Origin of the sequence: Clostridium gasigenes (assembly GCF_900104115.1) — a bacterium.
In the GTDB taxonomy this organism is placed as follows: domain Bacteria; phylum Bacillota; class Clostridia; order Clostridiales; family Clostridiaceae; genus Clostridium; species Clostridium gasigenes.
Map to the genome: position 1 here is coordinate 62,936 of NZ_FNJM01000005.1, position 16,646 is coordinate 79,581.

General features: G+C 29.2%; 17 protein-coding genes. 15 read left to right on the forward strand and 2 right to left on the reverse strand.

Annotation, left to right across the window (positions count from 1 at the left end; all coding sequences use genetic code 11):
• The first annotated feature begins 2 nt into the window (after positions 1-2).
• The 9 genes from rplQ to cwlD all read left to right on the forward strand — a co-directional run bounded on the left by rplQ (position 3) and on the right by cwlD (position 7,824).
• Entirely contained in the window at positions 3-344 is a 342-nt protein-coding gene (gene rplQ, locus BLS77_RS10300; RefSeq protein ID WP_089969117.1) for a 50S ribosomal protein L17, read from the forward strand.
• 199 nt (positions 345-543) lie between these two features.
• Positions 544-1,389, forward strand: coding sequence for an energy-coupling factor transporter ATPase (locus BLS77_RS10305; protein WP_089969120.1), 846 nt, complete (start codon positions 544-546; stop codon positions 1,387-1,389).
• Entirely contained in the window at positions 1,374-2,234 is an 861-nt protein-coding gene (locus tag BLS77_RS10310) for an energy-coupling factor transporter ATPase (protein WP_089969123.1), read from the forward strand. Before BLS77_RS10305 ends, BLS77_RS10310 begins: the two co-directional genes overlap by 16 nt.
• An 18-nt stretch (positions 2,235-2,252) precedes the next feature.
• On the forward strand, positions 2,253-3,050 hold the full coding sequence (locus BLS77_RS10315; protein ID WP_089969126.1) for an energy-coupling factor transporter transmembrane component T family protein: 798 nt from the start codon (positions 2,253-2,255) through the stop codon (positions 3,048-3,050).
• 28 nt (positions 3,051-3,078) lie between these two features.
• Complete coding sequence (truA, locus tag BLS77_RS10320; protein ID WP_089969129.1) at positions 3,079-3,813, forward strand: tRNA pseudouridine(38-40) synthase TruA; 735 nt, start codon at positions 3,079-3,081, stop codon at positions 3,811-3,813.
• Between the two features lie 161 nt (positions 3,814-3,974).
• Positions 3,975-4,409 carry a 50S ribosomal protein L13 gene (rplM, locus tag BLS77_RS10325; protein WP_089969132.1) on the forward strand — a complete coding sequence of 145 codons (435 nt, stop codon included), beginning with the start codon at positions 3,975-3,977 and terminating at the stop codon, positions 4,407-4,409.
• 26 nt (positions 4,410-4,435) lie between these two features.
• Complete coding sequence (gene rpsI / locus BLS77_RS10330) at positions 4,436-4,828, forward strand: 30S ribosomal protein S9 (RefSeq protein ID WP_089969136.1); 393 nt, start codon at positions 4,436-4,438, stop codon at positions 4,826-4,828.
• A 389-nt stretch (positions 4,829-5,217) separates the two neighbouring features.
• Complete coding sequence (locus tag BLS77_RS10340; RefSeq protein ID WP_089969142.1) at positions 5,218-6,834, forward strand: Na/Pi cotransporter family protein; 1,617 nt, start codon at positions 5,218-5,220, stop codon at positions 6,832-6,834.
• 294 nt (positions 6,835-7,128) lie between these two features.
• Positions 7,129-7,824: an N-acetylmuramoyl-L-alanine amidase CwlD gene (cwlD, locus tag BLS77_RS10345; RefSeq protein WP_089969146.1), complete on the forward strand. Its 696-nt coding sequence runs from the start codon at positions 7,129-7,131 to the stop codon at positions 7,822-7,824.
• 396 nt (positions 7,825-8,220) lie between these two features.
• On the opposite strand, the gene BLS77_RS10350 is transcribed toward cwlD, so the two are convergent.
• Entirely contained in the window at positions 8,221-8,412 is a 192-nt protein-coding gene (locus tag BLS77_RS10350; RefSeq protein WP_089969150.1) for a hypothetical protein, read from the reverse strand.
• 190 nt (positions 8,413-8,602) lie between these two features.
• On the opposite strand from BLS77_RS10350, the gene BLS77_RS10355 reads away from it, so the two are divergent.
• Positions 8,603-9,445 carry a fumarate hydratase gene (locus BLS77_RS10355; protein WP_089969155.1) on the forward strand — a complete coding sequence of 281 codons (843 nt, stop codon included), beginning with the start codon at positions 8,603-8,605 and terminating at the stop codon, positions 9,443-9,445.
• Between the two features lie 12 nt (positions 9,446-9,457).
• A complete protein-coding gene (locus BLS77_RS10360) occupies positions 9,458-10,015 on the forward strand; it encodes a Fe-S-containing hydro-lyase (RefSeq protein ID WP_089969158.1) in 558 nt (185 codons plus the stop codon).
• Positions 10,016-10,172: 157 nt separating this feature from the next.
• On the opposite strand, the gene BLS77_RS10365 is transcribed toward BLS77_RS10360, so the two are convergent.
• Complete coding sequence (locus tag BLS77_RS10365; RefSeq protein ID WP_089969161.1) at positions 10,173-11,033, reverse strand: YitT family protein; 861 nt, start codon at positions 11,031-11,033, stop codon at positions 10,173-10,175.
• Positions 11,034-11,233: 200 nt separating this feature from the next.
• Between BLS77_RS10365 and BLS77_RS10370 the strand changes: the two genes are divergently transcribed.
• The 4 genes from BLS77_RS10370 to BLS77_RS10385 all read left to right on the forward strand — a co-directional run bounded on the left by BLS77_RS10370 (position 11,234) and on the right by BLS77_RS10385 (position 16,626).
• Positions 11,234-11,926, forward strand: coding sequence for a response regulator transcription factor (locus BLS77_RS10370; RefSeq protein ID WP_089969163.1), 693 nt, complete (start codon positions 11,234-11,236; stop codon positions 11,924-11,926).
• A complete protein-coding gene (locus BLS77_RS10375) occupies positions 11,895-13,673 on the forward strand; it encodes a sensor histidine kinase (RefSeq protein ID WP_242873969.1) in 1,779 nt (592 codons plus the stop codon). The genes BLS77_RS10370 and BLS77_RS10375 overlap by 32 nt, the downstream gene beginning before the upstream one ends.
• Positions 13,674-13,795: 122 nt before the next feature.
• Entirely contained in the window at positions 13,796-14,152 is a 357-nt protein-coding gene (locus BLS77_RS10380) for an arsenate reductase family protein (RefSeq protein WP_089969168.1), read from the forward strand.
• A 242-nt stretch (positions 14,153-14,394) separates the two neighbouring features.
• On the forward strand, positions 14,395-16,626 hold the full coding sequence (locus tag BLS77_RS10385) for a ribonucleoside-diphosphate reductase subunit alpha (protein WP_089969171.1): 2,232 nt from the start codon (positions 14,395-14,397) through the stop codon (positions 16,624-16,626).
• The last annotated feature ends 20 nt before the right edge of the window (positions 16,627-16,646 follow it).

The following is a 16,646-nucleotide window of genomic DNA, read 5'->3' on the forward strand; positions in this document are numbered from 1 at the left end:
ATATGGCAGGTTATCGTAAGTTAGGTCGTGCTACTGACCAAAGAAGAGCTATGCTAAGAAGCCTTGTTACAAGCTTTTTAAAGCATGGTAAAATGCAAACAACTGATACAAGAGCGAAAGAAACTAGAAAAATAGCAGAAAAGATGATCACTTTAGCAAAAAGAGGAGATCTTCACGCTAGAAGACAAGTTTTAGCTTTTGTTCAAGAAGAAGCAGTAGTTCAAAATTTATTTGATAATATAGCTCCAAAGTACGCAGAAAGAAATGGTGGATACACTAGAATGTACAAAACGGGCCCTAGAAGAGGGGACGGAGCTGAAATGGTTATACTTGAATTAGTATAATATTTTAGGGGATTAAGTTTTTAACTTAATCCCTGTTTTCTTATATAAATAAATATTAAACAGTGTATAAATTTTTACTTAAATTAATAATAGTAAATAGTTTCATTATATAATATAATATTTTTATGTGTATATACACAACTGAAATTTTATATAGCGTTTAGTAGTTATAAATAATGATAATATATGGAGGTCCTATATGGAAAATTCAATGATTAAATGTGAAAATTTATCATTCAAGTATACGGTTAATGAAGGCGAAGAAGAATTATATGCAGTAAAAGAAGTAAGCCTTAATGTAAAAAAAGGTGAGTTTTTAGTGATATTAGGTCATAATGGATCGGGAAAATCAACAATTGCAAAGCATATGAATGCACTTTTAGTTCCTAGTAGTGGAACTGTTATAGTAGATGGATTAGATACCTCAGATGCTAATAATCTATGGAGTATAAGATCTAAAGCTGGTATGGTTTTTCAAAATCCTGATAATCAAATAGTTGCGACTATTGTAGAAGAAGATGTAGCATTTGGACCAGAGAACTTAGGCGTAGAACCAAGTGAAATAAGAAAGAGAGTAGATGAAAGTTTGGAAAAAGTTGGTATGAGTGAGTATAAAAGACACGCTCCACATCTTTTATCAGGTGGACAAAAGCAGAGGATTGCCATAGCAGGGATACTTGCTATGAAACCAGATTGTATTATTTTTGACGAACCAACAGCCATGTTAGATCCATCGGGTAGAAAAGAAGTTTTAAATAATATAAAAGAGATAAATGAAAAGTATGGTATTACAATTGTATTAATTACCCATTATATGGATGAAGCAGCTAAAGCTGATAGAGTTATTGTTATGGATAAGGGTGAAATAATACTTGAAGGAATACCAAGGGAAGTATTTTCAAAAGTTGAAACTATGAAAAAAATTGGATTAGATGTACCACAGGTTACAGAACTATGCTATGAATTACAGAAAGCTGGTATTGATATTACGACAAAAATTTTAAATGTGGATGAGATGGTGAATGCTTTATGTCAATTAAAATAGAAAATTTAAAATACATATATATGCCTAAATCACCTTTTGAAAAGGTAGCTTTAGATAATGTTAATTTAGAAATTAATAATGGAGAGTTTATAGCTTTAATAGGACATACTGGCTCAGGTAAATCAACATTAATACAACATATGAATGGATTATTAAAACCAAGTAGTGGAAGAATAATCATAGATGATGTAGATATAACAGGAGGAGAAGTTAAACTTTCGGACATAAGAAAAAAGGTTGGATTAGTATTTCAATATCCTGAATATCAATTATTTGAGGAAAGTATTGAAAAAGATATAGAGTTTGGACCAAGAAATCTTGGATTAGAACAAGAGGAAATAACTAAGAGAGTTAAGAAATCAATGGAAATGGTAGGTTTAGATTATGAAACATATAAGGATAAGTCGCCTTTTGATTTAAGTGGTGGAGAAAAACGTAGGGTTGCCATAGCGGGTGTGGTTGCTATGGAGCCTAAGATATTAATATTAGATGAACCTACAGCTGGACTAGATCCAAAAGGTAGAGATGACATTTTAGCTCAAATTAAGACATTACATATAAAATACAAAATGACTATAGTTTTAGTAAGTCATAGCATGGAAGATGTAGGTAAAGTGGCGGAAAGAATTATTGTTATGAGTAAAGGTGGGGTAGTGCTAGAAGGTGTTCCTGCTAAAGTATTTAAGGAAATAGATAAGTTGGAAAGCATAGGGCTGGGAGTTCCACAAGTAACATATTTAATGAGATCATTAAAACAAAAGGGCTTTGATGTTTCGGAAGATATATTTACAGTTGATCAAGGAAGATTAGAATTATTACGAGTACTGAAAGAAAATAGAAAGTAGGAAGGGGGTGTAGAAGCAATGATAAAGGATATAACTATTGGACAATATATACCTGGCGAGACCTTCGTGCATAAATTAGATCCAAGAACAAAAATAGTGTTATCTATATTATTTATAGCTTGTTTATTTATTATTGATAAATTTGTGGGATATTCATTAATTGTAGCTTTTTTATCATTAACTATTTATACATCTAAAATACCACTAAGATACCTGTATAAGGGATTAAAACCAGTATTTTTTCTAATAGCACTAACAGCAACTTTAAATATCTTTATGATTAAGGGTGGGGAGTTATTGTTTAGCTATGGATTTATAAACATATATGAAGAAGGGGTAAGGATAGCTGTATTTATGGCTTTAAGATTAATATTCTTAATTATGGGCACTTCAGTATTAACACTTACTACTTCACCAATTGAATTAACAGATGGAATAGAAAAGCTATTAAAACCTATAGGTAAAGAGTTAGCTCATGAATTAGCTATGATGATGACTATAGCGTTAAGATTTATACCTACACTTATTGATGAGACTGATAAGATAATGATGGCACAAAAGGCAAGAGGTGCTGACTTTGAGAGTGGTGGAATTATAAAAAAAGCAAAAAGTTTAATCCCATTATTAGTTCCTCTATTTATAAGTTCATTTAGAAGAGCTGATGAGCTTGCTATGGCTATGGAAGCTAGAGGGTATAGAGGCGGAGCTGGAAGAACTAGAATGAAACAATTAATGTTTTCATCAAAAGATATAGTCGCATTTGTTATTTTTTTAATTTTATTAATAGGAAGTATATCAATAAGAGTATTTATATAGAAAATAGTACAGGGCTAAGGTGAAAATTATGAGGAATATTAAATTACTAATAGAATATGATGGTACGAATTACTTTGGGTGGCAAAAGCAAAAACTAGGAACAACGGTACAAGGCACTATAGAAATTGCTATTAAGAAAGTCACAGGGGAAGATGTCAAACTTATAGGTAGCTCAAGAACTGACTCAGGGGTCCATGCTAGAGGTTATGTTGCTAACTTTAAGACTAATAGTAGTATTCCTGGGAATCGCTTTAAAGAAGCTATTAATACAAAACTCCCTGATGATATAGTAATATTAAATTCTTTAGAGGTGATGGAAGAATTCCATGCTAGATATAATTCTAAAGGAAAAACTTATACTTATACTGTACTAAATAGTGAAATACCTAGTGCTATTGGGCGAAGCTACTCATATCATGTTAGAGGTAAGATAAATATAGAAAAAATGACGGAAACCTGTAAATATTTTATAGGAACACATGATTTTAAAGCATTTAAGAGTGATGGGAGCTCTGTAAAGACCACAATAAGAACTATAAGTGACTTACATATAGAAATAAATAAGAATAAAATAAAGTTTTTTATAACAGGGGATGGTTTCTTATACAATATGGTAAGGATAATAGTAGGAACATTATTACAGGTTGGAAGAGGAACGAAATTACCAATAGATATAAAAACGATAATAGACAACCAAGATAGAAAAGGTGCAGGAATGTGCGTGCCAGCTTTAGGGCTTGTGCTTGAAGAGGTTTTTTATTAATTCAAAATAAAAGTAAAAAAAAGTTGACACGCCCGTAAGCGTGTATTATAATAAGCTATGTTAGATTAGTTATGTATATAAGATCCATCAGCTAGGATCTTGATATAAAAGAAGTACTTGAAAAAAAGTAAAGCTTAATGTAAGTTCAAGGAGGAAGAAATATGAAATCATATATTGCAAAAGCAAGTGAAGTTCAAAGAAAATGGTATGTAGTTGATGCTGCTGGTAAACCACTAGGTAGAGTTGCTAGCCAAGTTGCTTCAATTTTAAGAGGTAAGAATAAGCCAACATTTACAACAAATGTTGATTGCGGAGATTTTGTTATAATCATTAACTCAGAAAAGGTTGTTTTAACTGGTAAGAAGTTAGATCAAAAATTAATGAGAAAGCATAGTTTTTATCCAGGTGGATTAAAAGAAACTCCTTACAGAGAAGTATTAATTAGGAAACCTGAATTCGCTTTTGAAGAAGCCGTTAGAAGAATGCTTCCAACAGGTGTTTTAGGAAGAAAAATGCTTACTAAGTTAAAAGTATATAGAGGCGCTGATCATGGTCACGCTGCTCAAAACCCAGAAGTACTTGAATTAAAGTACTAATATACGCTCACGAGGAGGAATAAAAAATGGCAAAAGTTCAATATTTAGGAACTGGAAGAAGAAAACAATCAGTTGCAAGAGTAAGACTTGTACCTGGAAACGGTAAAGTTACTATAAATGACAGAGAAATTGAAAAGTTTTTCGGTTTAGAAACTTTAATAATGATCGTTAATCAACCATTAATGTTAACTGCAACTAAAGATAAATTCGACGTTTTAGTTAATGTTCACGGTGGTGGATTTACAGGTCAAGCTGGAGCTATAAGACACGGAATAACAAGAGCTTTAATCAAATCAGATGAAACTCTTAAAGGTGAATTAAAGAAAGCTGGTTTCGTAACAAGAGACCCAAGAATGAAAGAAAGAAAGAAATATGGTCTTAAAAAGGCTAGAAAAGCATCACAATTCTCAAAGAGATAGTATTGCTTATATATGGGAAAGAGGGAATACCTCTTTCCCATTTTTTTTATATAAAACATATTCAAGAAATAACAAGGCAATATGCTAGTCTATTTTGCGTTACACGTAGTATAATGAGAACACATATAGTAATAATTACTAGAGGGTTTTATCTTCGTATGGACATAAAATATATATCGGCTGTTGATTTGTTATTTTTTTTAATATGTAAATGGAATATAATGAAAAATATGAAAAATTTTAATAATTATTACGTAGAATATGAAGAAAAAGTCCATATTTTGTAGAGTTATATTAAGAATAGGTTAAAAATCAGATAAATTACTTAACAAATGTTAATAAATGATGTAAACTAAGTTTGTAAAAACGACAAACAAAGGAGAGTAACTTTGGAATCATTAATGGTTATTATTAAGTTAATGGGCGGATTAGGTTTATTTATATATGGAATGAAACTCATGGGTGATGGATTAGAGAATGCAGCAGGAGAGGGTCTAAAAAATATACTTGAAAAAGTAACAAAGAATCCTTTAATTGCAGTTTTAGTTGGATCAATAGTAACAGCTATTATTCAAAGCAGTAGCGCTACAACTGTAATGGTGGTAGGCTTTGTAAATGCAGGAGTAATGAACTTAACACAAGCGGCTGGGATAATTATGGGGGCTAACATAGGAACCACTGTAACAGCTCAATTAGTAGCATTTAAATTGGATACAATAGCACCCCTTTTCGTTTTCTTTGGAGCATTTATAGTAATGTTCGCTAAGGTAAAGAAAAGAAAGGATATCGGAAATATAATTTTAGGGTTTGGTATATTATTTACAGGAATGGGAATGATGAGTGCCGCTATGAAACCATTAGCAGAAACAGAGGCATTCAAGGGATTACTAGCAACTGTAGGCGATAACATGTTTTTAGGAATTCTTGCTGGAGCTATATTAACAGCAGTTCTTCAAAGTTCATCAGCAACTACGGGGATACTACTTGCGTTAGCAACAACAGGAGTATTGAATATAACACAGGCGCTGCCAATAGTATTTGGATGCAATATAGGAACGTGTATTACGGCTATGATTGCAACAATTGGAACAAATAAAACAGCACATAAAGCGGCTATGTTACATTTGATTTTTAATTTAGGTGGTACAATACTATTTATACCAGTTTTAATGAGTGGTATTTTAGGAGAGATAGTTTCCAAAATTAGTCCTGATGATGTAAGTAGACAAATAGCAAATGCACATACAGTATTTAATTTAGTTAATACTGCAGTAATGTTGCCATTAACAGGAGTTTTAATCAAAATTGTTAATAAGATAATTCCAGGGCAAGATGAAGAAGAAGACCGTGGAGTAAAATATATTGATGATAGGTTATTGGAAACACCGGTTATTGCAGCTGGACAAGTTGTAAAAGAGACAATTAGAATGGCTAATAAAGCTAAAAAAGGTTTGAAACTTGCAATGAAAGCCTTTGATAATAATGATATAAAGTTAATAGAAAAGGTTTATGAAAATGAAAAAATAATAAATGATTTAGATGAATCTATAACTACTTATTTGGTAAAATTATCAAAATGCGAGTTGTCCGATAAAGAACAAGGAATAGTATCATCTACATTCCATACAGTTATTGATATTGAAAGAATAGGAGATCATGCAGATAATATTGCTGGATTAGCATCTCAAAAAATTGCTAAGAATTTAGAATATAGTGATGAAGCGATTCAACAATTACATACAATGTATGATAGTACTATTAAAGCCATAGACATAGCTATAGAAAGTTATATTAATAGAGATTTAGAAATGGCGAAAAGCATTCAAGAAGTTGAATCTAATATTGATAGACTTCAAAAAAAATATAGAGAACTCCACATTAAAAGACTTTATGATGGAACATGTAATGCATATGCAGGTGCTATATTCTTAGATGTAATAAGCAATTTTGAAAGAATTGGAGATCATTCAACTAATATAGCGGAAAGCGTTATTGAAAATAATTAGAATATAGAAGCATAAGGAATTTTTAAAAAATAACAAGTCAATATATGTATCAGTGGTTTGTTATTTCTTGAAATGTCTAAAGTATATTTAAATTACTTTGTAGAATTAGGAAATAAGGATATTAACATTTAATTAAATGTTAATATCCTTATTTTAATTTCATAGAATTTAAAAAAAATAACATCGCTAGATAAAAAATAGCGTCTAATATATATAAATAAGAGTTAATTCGGAATAATAAAAGTATAAAGAAACATAATAAATAAGATAAGAATAATTTATGGAGGGTAAAATATGAGAAAACTAAGAGTAATTTCTATATTAATGATATTTTTTATAGTATGTACGGTGCCAGTGAAGGCTACTATAAACGAAAGTGAACAAAAGGTAATATTGATTGACCCAGGCCATGGTGGATTTGATGGTGGAGCTAAATCTAAACAAGGAACTATTGAAAAAGGAATAAATTTAGAAATTAGTAAAAAACTAAAAGTTAATTTAGAAAGTAAGGGTTATAAGGTTGTGATGACGAGAGAGGCAGATGATGGATTATATAGCAAAGGAACAACAATTAGAGAAAAGAAGAGAGAGGATCTAAAGAAAAGATGTGAAATGAAAAAGGAAACTAATTGTGATATATTTATTTCTATTCATCAAAATATGTTTGCCCAAAGTAAATGTTACGGAGCTCAAGTTTGGCATGCATCAAATGAAAAAAGCTCTATACTAGCTAAAAATATACAAGATTCTCTAAAAGAAAAAGTAGAGGATAATAATAAAAGAGTTGCAAAATCAGCGGGTGATGCTTATCTTATATTAAGAGATAAGTATGAAGGTGCATCAGTGTTAGTTGAATGTGGGTTTTTATCAAATCCTGAAGAAGAAGCGAAGTTAAAGACCGAAGATCATCAGAATAGATTAGTAGAAGGATTATCTTTAGGCATAGATAGGTATTTTCAGGGATTAGACAATATAAATACTAATCAGTAATATTTCCTAGGAAATTTGTTGAAAGGTTAGAAATGGAAGGAGCATTATTAGAAACTCTATAGAATAAAAATAGAATCAATGTAGATTAATATAATAATATGTCTATTTAATAGGAAATTGTTAACTTTTGAAGATCATTAAAGTTACAGTCATTTATTTGAATATGAATTAGGAAGCTTAAAGAAAATAACACGTCAAAGATTAAGATGATATTTTAGGCTAGGAGAAGAACAATAACATGCTCATAACCAGTTTATGTAAAGGTTGTGATATATCGTAGCGCAAAATAAATCGGAATCTGATAAGTTATCTTTTGAAGCTTCCTTAATGAGTGTAATTTCAACTTTTAATATTTTAAAGAGATTATTAGGATAGTTATACATAATAGGCGAAATATTAATCATTTACTAATATATCGGAAATACCATCATTATAGTTTGGAGAAACATTAATACTGTTTTGTGGTATTTTAGGTATTTTATATCTTTTATATAAGATTAATGCATTATAGGTAATTAGAATTATTAGTACTGTTATTAAAGAGTAAATTATAAAATTAGCTAGGGTATAAAGTTTTTTATTATTCATAGGTGACCTCCTAATTATATCTTATTAAATTATAATAAGTAAAATCTAATAATATGATTATTTATTTACAAAGCATTGTAAATAGTGTGAAAGAATAATAAAATTAACTTATTAAAGTGCTTTTAAAAATAATAGACTGTAAATTGACCTATTATTTTTTGGGAAGTGCCTAATATTAGGAGTGATTGATATGAGAGAAATTAATGTTGAAGTAATAACAGATGCTGTAAAGAATTTATGTATAAACTCAAACTACTTTTTATCAAATGATATAAAAAGTGCATTACTAAAATCAAAAGAAGAAGAAACCTGGGATTTAGCAAAGGATATATTAGATAAAATTATAATTAATTCGGATATAGCCAAAAGAGAACAAATGCCTATGTGCCAGGATACGGGTATGGCTTGTGTATTCATAGAAGTTGGACAAGAGGTACATATAGTTGGTGGATTATTAGAGGATGCTATAAATGAAGGCGTAAGAAGAGGATATGAGGATGGATTATTAAGAAAATCTGTAGTTAAAGATCCTATAGATAGGGTTAATACTAAAGATAATACTCCTGCTGTTATATATTATGATATTGTTGCTGGTAATAATATTAAGATAACAGTTGCACCTAAAGGATTCGGATCAGAAAATATGAGTAAAATAAAAATGTTAAAACCTGCAGATGGAATAGAAGGGGTAAAACAATTTATTATAGAGACGGTTAAGGAAGCTGGACCTAACCCTTGTCCACCTATGGTTATAGGAGTAGGAATAGGGGGAACATTTGATAAGGCTGCATATTTGTCTAAGAAGGCTCTAATTAGACCTATTGATGAAGGGAGTACGATTAATTTTTATAAAAAATTAGAAATTGAACTTTTAGATACTATAAACAAATTAGGAATAGGACCTCAAGGATTTGGGGGTAAAACAACAGCGATTGGATTAAATATAGAAACTTATCCAACCCATATTGCGGGGTTGCCTGTAGCTGTTAATATAAGTTGTCATGCTACAAGGCATAAAGAGATAGTACTATAGGGGGGCTTTAATATGGAAAAAAGAATAAATACACCATTAACGGAGGAGAAGGTTTTGGGGCTAAAGGCTGGGGATAATATTTTGCTTTCAGGTACAATATATTCAGCTAGAGATGCAGCTCATAAGAGATTAATAGATTTGATTAATGAAGGAAAGGAATTGCCTTTTAATATAGAGGGAGAGATTATTTATTATGTTGGACCAAGCCCTGCAAAGCCAGGTGAAGTAATTGGATCTGCGGGTCCAACTACAAGCTATAGAATTGATCCATATACTAAAGCTCTTTTAGATTTAGGGTTAAAAGGAATGATTGGAAAGGGTGCTAGAAGTGAAGAAGTTATAGAAGCTATAAAAATAAATAAAAGTATTTACTTTGGAGCAATAGGAGGAGCTGCTGCGCTTATTGCAAAAAGTATAGTTAAGTCTGAAATAATAGCTTATGAAGATTTAGGATCAGAAGCAATAAGAAAGATGGAGGTTAAAGATTTACCTTTAATTGTAGTTATAGATTCAAAAGGAAATAATCTTTATAAAATAGGTCAAGAAGCTTATCTTAATACGGTTAAGTAAGTAAATTAAGATAATAAAAAAGGTTTTATCATTAAGAGGGCCAAAAAATAGACTAGAATCTGACTAGTTATTTTTTGAAGCCCTCTAATAAAGATGATAAAACCTTTTTTTACTTTAATTAAAGAATATAAGTTTTTAATTATTGATTTGTTATTTTTTAAATATGGCGGAAGCCTTTTCCGTTTACCTCTGATACATCTATTATAGTAATAAAGGCTTTAGGATCAATTTTTAAAAGTTTAAGTTTTACATGAATCATTTGAGAAGAAGTAACAGCACAATAAAGCATTTTTTTTCTATTATGTGTATATTCTCCTTCGGCGATTAAAGAAGTAACCCCTCGGTGCATATCTTTAATAATATAATTAATCATGTCTTGTTCTTTTTCAGTTAAAATTAGCAAAAGCTTTTTGCTATTAAATCCATTAAGGACCCTATCAACTACAACACTCTGAAGAAATATAGATATAAATGTATATAGTGCTTTAGGAAGTCCAAAGATTATAGCTCCTATAAGAACTATTATACAGTTTATTCCAAAGCTAACCTTACCTATTTCAAAGTTAGGATACTTTTTTCTGATTACCATTGTAATAATATCTACACCGCCTGTAGAACCATTTCTTAAAAATACTAACCCATATCCAAGTCCACATAAAACACCACCGTATATACAGTAAACTAGTATATCATCTATTTTTATAAGCTGCGATAATGGTTTAGTAATAATTAATGAAAGTGATAGAGATATCATTCCAATAGCAGAATATAAAGTGAACCTTTTATTTAACCTTTTATAGCTTATAAGGAATAATGGTAAATTAATTACAAATACTGTAATACCAGAAGAAATATTAGCAGTATATTGTAAAATTAGTGCAACGCCTGTAGCACCTCCGCTTAGTAATTTAGCATTAGTTAAAAAGAGATTTACCCCAAGAGATGCAATTAAGCAGCCTAGGAAAATAATTATAAAATCTAAGAGAACTGTTTTATTTTGTCTAATCTTTAGTATCATAAATTTACTCCTTGAATTAATCTTTTATATAGTACACAATGATTATATATTAAAACGAATAAAAAGTTAATAAAAAAATTAACTTAATAAAATTGTAATTTTTATAAATTAGAAAAATTTATAATTATAAGTTATGATAAATATAGAGAAAATATTATAAGAAAATGAACAATTTAAAAACATAAATATGAGGTGAAAATATGTTTAATGTACTTGTAGTTGATGATGAAAGAGAAATAAGAGATGCTATTGAAATATATTTACGTGGAGAGGGAATGAAAGTTTATAAAGCCAAGGATGGAATAGAGGCTTTAGAGATATTAGATATGGAGAAGATACATTTAGTTGTTTTAGATATAATGATGCCAAGATTAGATGGGATAAAGACATGCTTGAAAATAAGAGAAAAAAGAAATATGCCAATAATAATGCTGTCAGCTAAAACTGATGATGGTGATAAAATATTAGGGCTTAATGTTGGTGCAGATGATTATTTATCTAAGCCGTTTAACCATTTAGAACTTGTAGCAAGAGTAAAGTCACAACTTAGAAGATATGATAAGCCTTTAGATATAGAAACTGATGAGGATATTATACAAGTTAAAGATTTAATAATTAATAGTAAAGAAAGAGTAATAATACTTAGAGGTGAAGAGGTTAAAACAACGGCAACAGAATTTAAAATACTTCATTTATTAGCTTCAAACTTAGGTAAAGTATTTTCAATTAAAGAGCTATATGAAAAAGTTTGGGATGAACCTTTTTATAGAAGTGAAAATACAGTTACAGTTCATATAAGAAGAATAAGAGAAAAAATTGAAATTAACACAAAAGAACCTGAATATATAAAGGTGGTATGGGGTGTTGGTTATAAAATTGAAAGAGATAATTAAAAGATATCTAAGAGGAATATGGGGAATTGAAATATTAGTCTTAGTTATTTTAATAGGTTTTTTAACTATTAGTTATGTTAAAGAGTTTAATAGGCAGAATACACCAGGGGTTTTTGATTCTTTATTTAATGAACAAAAATTTATAAAAGATACTATTTATAGTGAAACTGAAGAAATTGCAAACATGATTTATTATTTATCAAATAATCTTAAATATATAGAAGATTATGATGTAGATAAAAAAATTGAAGCTAAAGTGTATGGAGAAAGTTTAAAAAATACATATAAATATGCAATATTAAATAAAACTACAGGCAATATAATAACAAGCGATTATGGACTTGAAGAATTTTATGGACCTAATTATGGCTTAATAGATTCAGAAGATGTATTAAGATATTTAAAAAATAGAGGATTCGCAAATATCATGATTGATAATGTAGACACTTTTAATTCCTATATAAATAGTGATATTAAGTATGTCGAAAAAGAAGGGTTGTCTAATTATGAAGAGTTTTATTACACATATCCAGAAGGCTATAAAGAGTTAATTAGAGAAAAGGCTATTACTGCAAAATTAATGATAGTAACAACAATAATAAGTATATTATTATTTTTTAAATTGTTAATTAATATTGTTACAAATGGAAAAGAAGTTAATTTGAAAATAAATACAGTACATAGACTTTTCTATGTACTAAGATATGGATTTAAGTATAAATATACTAGAAATAAACTTGTAACAGCTATTGTTGCAGCTTTTATAGTTATAGTATCCTACTTATATTTAGTAGCATCTATTAGGAATCAAAATTTATTATTAACACTTCTAACTAGATACCCCTTTAAAGGAACATTATTTATAGTTCTAATACCTTTATTATGCATTGTTTATACTGTTAAAAAAACTTTAGATATAGCTATGATAAATGAAGGTCTCAAAAAGCTAAATGATGGAAATTTAGATTATGATATAGATGATATAGGACAAAAGGAAGTAAAGGAATTAGTAGATAATATAAATCAGATTAAAGATGGCTATAAAATAGCAGTTAATGAGAAAGTTAAGAATGAAAAATTAAAAACTGAATTAATATCAAATGTATCACATGATTTAAAAACTCCTTTAACTTCAATAATAAACTATGTAAATATACTTAAGGATCCTAACATTACTGAAGATGAAAGATTAGATTATTTAGATATACTTGAAAAGAAATCTTTGAAACTTAAGGGATTAATAGAAGATTTATTTGAAGTATCAAAATTAAATAGTGGGAAAATGATATTAAATAAAAGTGATGTGGACATAATAGCATTAGTGCATCAGGGTGTTGGGGAATATAGCAGCCTATATGAAGAAAAAAATATTGAATTTAAGGTGTCATCTAAAGAGGATGAATTAGTTATTAACTTAGATGGAAAGCTGATGTCTAGAGTGTTTGAAAATATAATAATAAATGCGCTTAAATATTCTTTAGATAATACAAGAGTTTATATAAATATTACAAATAAGGATAATGAGCTTGAAATTGATTTTAAAAATATATCAAATTATGAGATGAATTTTAATGAAGAAGAGATTTTTGAAAGATTTGAAAGAGCGGATCAATCAAGAAATTCAGCTGTTGAAGGATCTGGTATAGGGCTTGCAATAGCTAGAAGTATAGTTGAACTTCATAATGGAAATATTAAAATAGATGTAGAAGGTGATATGTTTAAACTATATATAAAAATTCCTAAGTAATTGTAAAATAAATAATAGGTTTAAATATTGAAAAAGGGAATAGATATGTTATAATAATTCTTAACTAATAACTATTAGGGTTAATATTTTTTTAGTGTCATTATAAAAGAAAGGAAGGTATTATGAGTATAGTTTTTATAGAATACCCTAAGTGTACAACTTGCATAAAAGCAAAGAAATTTTTAGAATATAATGAATTAGAGTTTACAGATAGACACATAGTAGAAAATAAACCTACTAAAGATGAGTTAAGAGAATGGTTAATTAAGAGTGGCTTAAATATAAATAAGTTTTTTAATACATCCGGAAAGCTATATAGAGAAATGGAATTAAAAGATAAAGTTAAGGTCTTAGATCAAGAAGAACTTTTAGAAATATTATCTACAGATGGAATGTTAGTTAAGAGACCTATTATAGTAACTGATGAAATAGTTTTAGTTGGTTTCAAGGAAGAACAATGGGTTGAAAAATTAAAATAATATGTATTTTTTAAATATGAAAGTAAAACAATAAATATTAAAAGAATATAAAAGTCAACGGATAAAAATTATTAATAACCATAGAAAAAGGACGTATAATTGCATATACCTCCTTTTTTCTTTGGTTCTATTGGTTTTTTATATTTTACAAATAAAAAAATAAAAATTATAATAGGCTATATATTGTGTAAATAAATATAAAAAATAAAAAAATATACTACATATAGTGAGAAGGGGTTAACATGACTTATTTAAAAGCAATTTGTACTTTGGCAATTAAAGATATAAGAGATGAAGATGGAACTTATCAAGAAGAGAAGCTTATAAAAGCTATGGACCACATTATTAGACCTAATATGACAGAGTCTGAAATAAGAGATTGCTTAATTCAGGTATCATTAGAACTAACTTCAGATATGGAACCATCATGGCAATATGCAGCTTCAAGATTATATGTTTATAAGTTATATGATGAGGTAATGAGAGATAGAAAATCAGAAAATCAAGAAAATCCTTATGATAATTTATATGAATTTATTGTTGAACTAACGGAAAAAGGTTTATATGGTAAGTACATATTGGAGAACTACACAAAAGAAGAAATTTTAGAATTACAAAAAGAAATCAAGCCAGAAAGAGATTTCTTATTTACATACAGTGGAATAAATCTTTTGGCGAAAAGATATTTAATACAAGATTTCACTAGAAATCCATTAGAGCTTCCTCAACAAATGTTTATGGGAATAGCTATGCATTTAGCAATACCAGAGAAAAAGGAAAATAGATTAAATTGGGTTAAGAGATTTTATGATGTTTTAAGTTCATTAAAAGCCACAATGGCAACACCAACAATGTCTAATGCTAGAAAACCATTTTATCAATTAAGTTCATGCTTTATAGATACTGTAGATGATAGTTTAAAAGGAATATATAAATCACTTGATAACTTTGCGGAAGTATCAAAATTTGGTGGCGGAATGGGCATTTATATTGGTAAAATAAGAGCTCTACATTCTGCTATAAGAGGGTTTGAAGGAGCATCAGGTGGAGTGATTCCATGGGTTAAGTTGTTTAATGATACAGCAGTAGCTGTTGATCAATTAGGAGTTAGGAATGGATCTGTTGCTATATGGATAGATGCATGGCATAAGGATTTGCCAGAATTTTTACAGCTTAGAACTAATAATGGAGACGATAGAAAGAAAGCTCATGATGTTTTCCCAGGGTTATGTTACCCAGACCTATTTTGGAAGTTAGCTGAAAATGATATTGATGCTAACTGGTATATGATGTGTCCACATGAAATTAGACTGGCTAAGGGATATTCATTAGAAGATTTTTATGGAGAAGAGTGGGAAAATAAATATTATGAATGTGTAGAAGATGATAGAATTGAAAAAAGATCTATGTGTGTTAAGGATTTAGTAAGATTAATTATAAAAAGTGCAGCAGAAACGGGAACACCATTTGCCTTTTATAGAGATACAGTAAATAAAATGAATCCTAATAAACATAAGGGAATGATTTATTCATCTAACTTATGTACGGAAATTATGCAAAATATGAGCCCTATGGATATTCAAAAATCAGAAATAGTAGATGAGAACGGCGATACAATTATAGTTGAAAAGACTAAAGCTGGAGATTTTGTAGTTTGTAATCTTTCATCAGTAGTTCTTGGTAATGTTGATGTTAAAAATGATGAAGAACTTGCATATGTTGTTGAAACTCAAGTTAGAGCTATGGATAATGTAATAGATTTAAATTACTACTCAGTACCATTTGCAGAAGTGACTAATAAAAAATACAGAGCAATAGGGCTTGGAACTAGTGGATATCATCACATGCTTGCAAATAATTTCATTCACTGGACAGCAGAGGAACATTTAGAGTTTGCTGATAAGATTTATGAAAGAATAAATTATCATGCAATAAAAGCTAGTATGAAGATAGCCAAAGAAAAAGAATCTTATAAATGTTTTGAAGGATCAGATTGGAACACTGGTGAGTATTTCACTTTAAGAGGATATGATTCAGATGAGTGGAATGAGTTAAGAGAACAAATTAATACTTATGGTATGAGAAACGGATACCTTATGGCAGTCGCTCCAAATGGATCAACAGCGACAATAGCAGGAACTTCAGAAGGTGTAGATCCAGTAATGGCAAGATTTTGGCTTGAAGAAAAGAAGGGAAGTATAATACCTAAAACAGCTCCGAATTTAAATGAGGATAATTATTGGTATTATAATTCAGCTTATAATATAGACCAAAATTGGTGTGTAAAAATTAATGGAATAAGACAAAGACATATAGATCAAGGACAATCATTTAATTTATATATAACAACAGATTATACAATGAGACAAATTATGAATTTATATATAGAAGCATGTAAGTGCGGGGTTAAATCAATATATTATGTACGTTCAAAATCTTTAGAAATAAGTGAATGCGAAAGCTGCTCAGCTTAGGAACAGGAAATAAGATAGAA

Coding starts and splice junctions, on each gene's coding strand:
- rplQ (WP_089969117.1), top strand. CDS start 3: ATGGCAGGTTATCGTAAGTTAGGTCGTGCTACTGACCAAAGAAGAGCT.
- BLS77_RS10305 (WP_089969120.1), top strand. CDS start 544: ATGGAAAATTCAATGATTAAATGTGAAAATTTATCATTCAAGTATACG.
- BLS77_RS10310 (WP_089969123.1), top strand. CDS start 1,374: ATGTCAATTAAAATAGAAAATTTAAAATACATATATATGCCTAAATCA.
- BLS77_RS10315 (WP_089969126.1), top strand. CDS start 2,253: ATGATAAAGGATATAACTATTGGACAATATATACCTGGCGAGACCTTC.
- truA (WP_089969129.1), top strand. CDS start 3,079: ATGAGGAATATTAAATTACTAATAGAATATGATGGTACGAATTACTTT.
- rplM (WP_089969132.1), top strand. CDS start 3,975: ATGAAATCATATATTGCAAAAGCAAGTGAAGTTCAAAGAAAATGGTAT.
- rpsI (WP_089969136.1), top strand. CDS start 4,436: ATGGCAAAAGTTCAATATTTAGGAACTGGAAGAAGAAAACAATCAGTT.
- cwlD (WP_089969146.1), top strand. CDS start 7,129: ATGAGAAAACTAAGAGTAATTTCTATATTAATGATATTTTTTATAGTA.
- BLS77_RS10350 (WP_089969150.1), bottom strand. CDS start 8,412: ATGAATAATAAAAAACTTTATACCCTAGCTAATTTTATAATTTACTCT.
- BLS77_RS10355 (WP_089969155.1), top strand. CDS start 8,603: ATGAGAGAAATTAATGTTGAAGTAATAACAGATGCTGTAAAGAATTTA.
- BLS77_RS10360 (WP_089969158.1), top strand. CDS start 9,458: ATGGAAAAAAGAATAAATACACCATTAACGGAGGAGAAGGTTTTGGGG.
- BLS77_RS10365 (WP_089969161.1), bottom strand. CDS start 11,033: ATGATACTAAAGATTAGACAAAATAAAACAGTTCTCTTAGATTTTATA.
- BLS77_RS10370 (WP_089969163.1), top strand. CDS start 11,234: ATGTTTAATGTACTTGTAGTTGATGATGAAAGAGAAATAAGAGATGCT.
- BLS77_RS10380 (WP_089969168.1), top strand. CDS start 13,796: ATGAGTATAGTTTTTATAGAATACCCTAAGTGTACAACTTGCATAAAA.
- BLS77_RS10385 (WP_089969171.1), top strand. CDS start 14,395: ATGACTTATTTAAAAGCAATTTGTACTTTGGCAATTAAAGATATAAGA.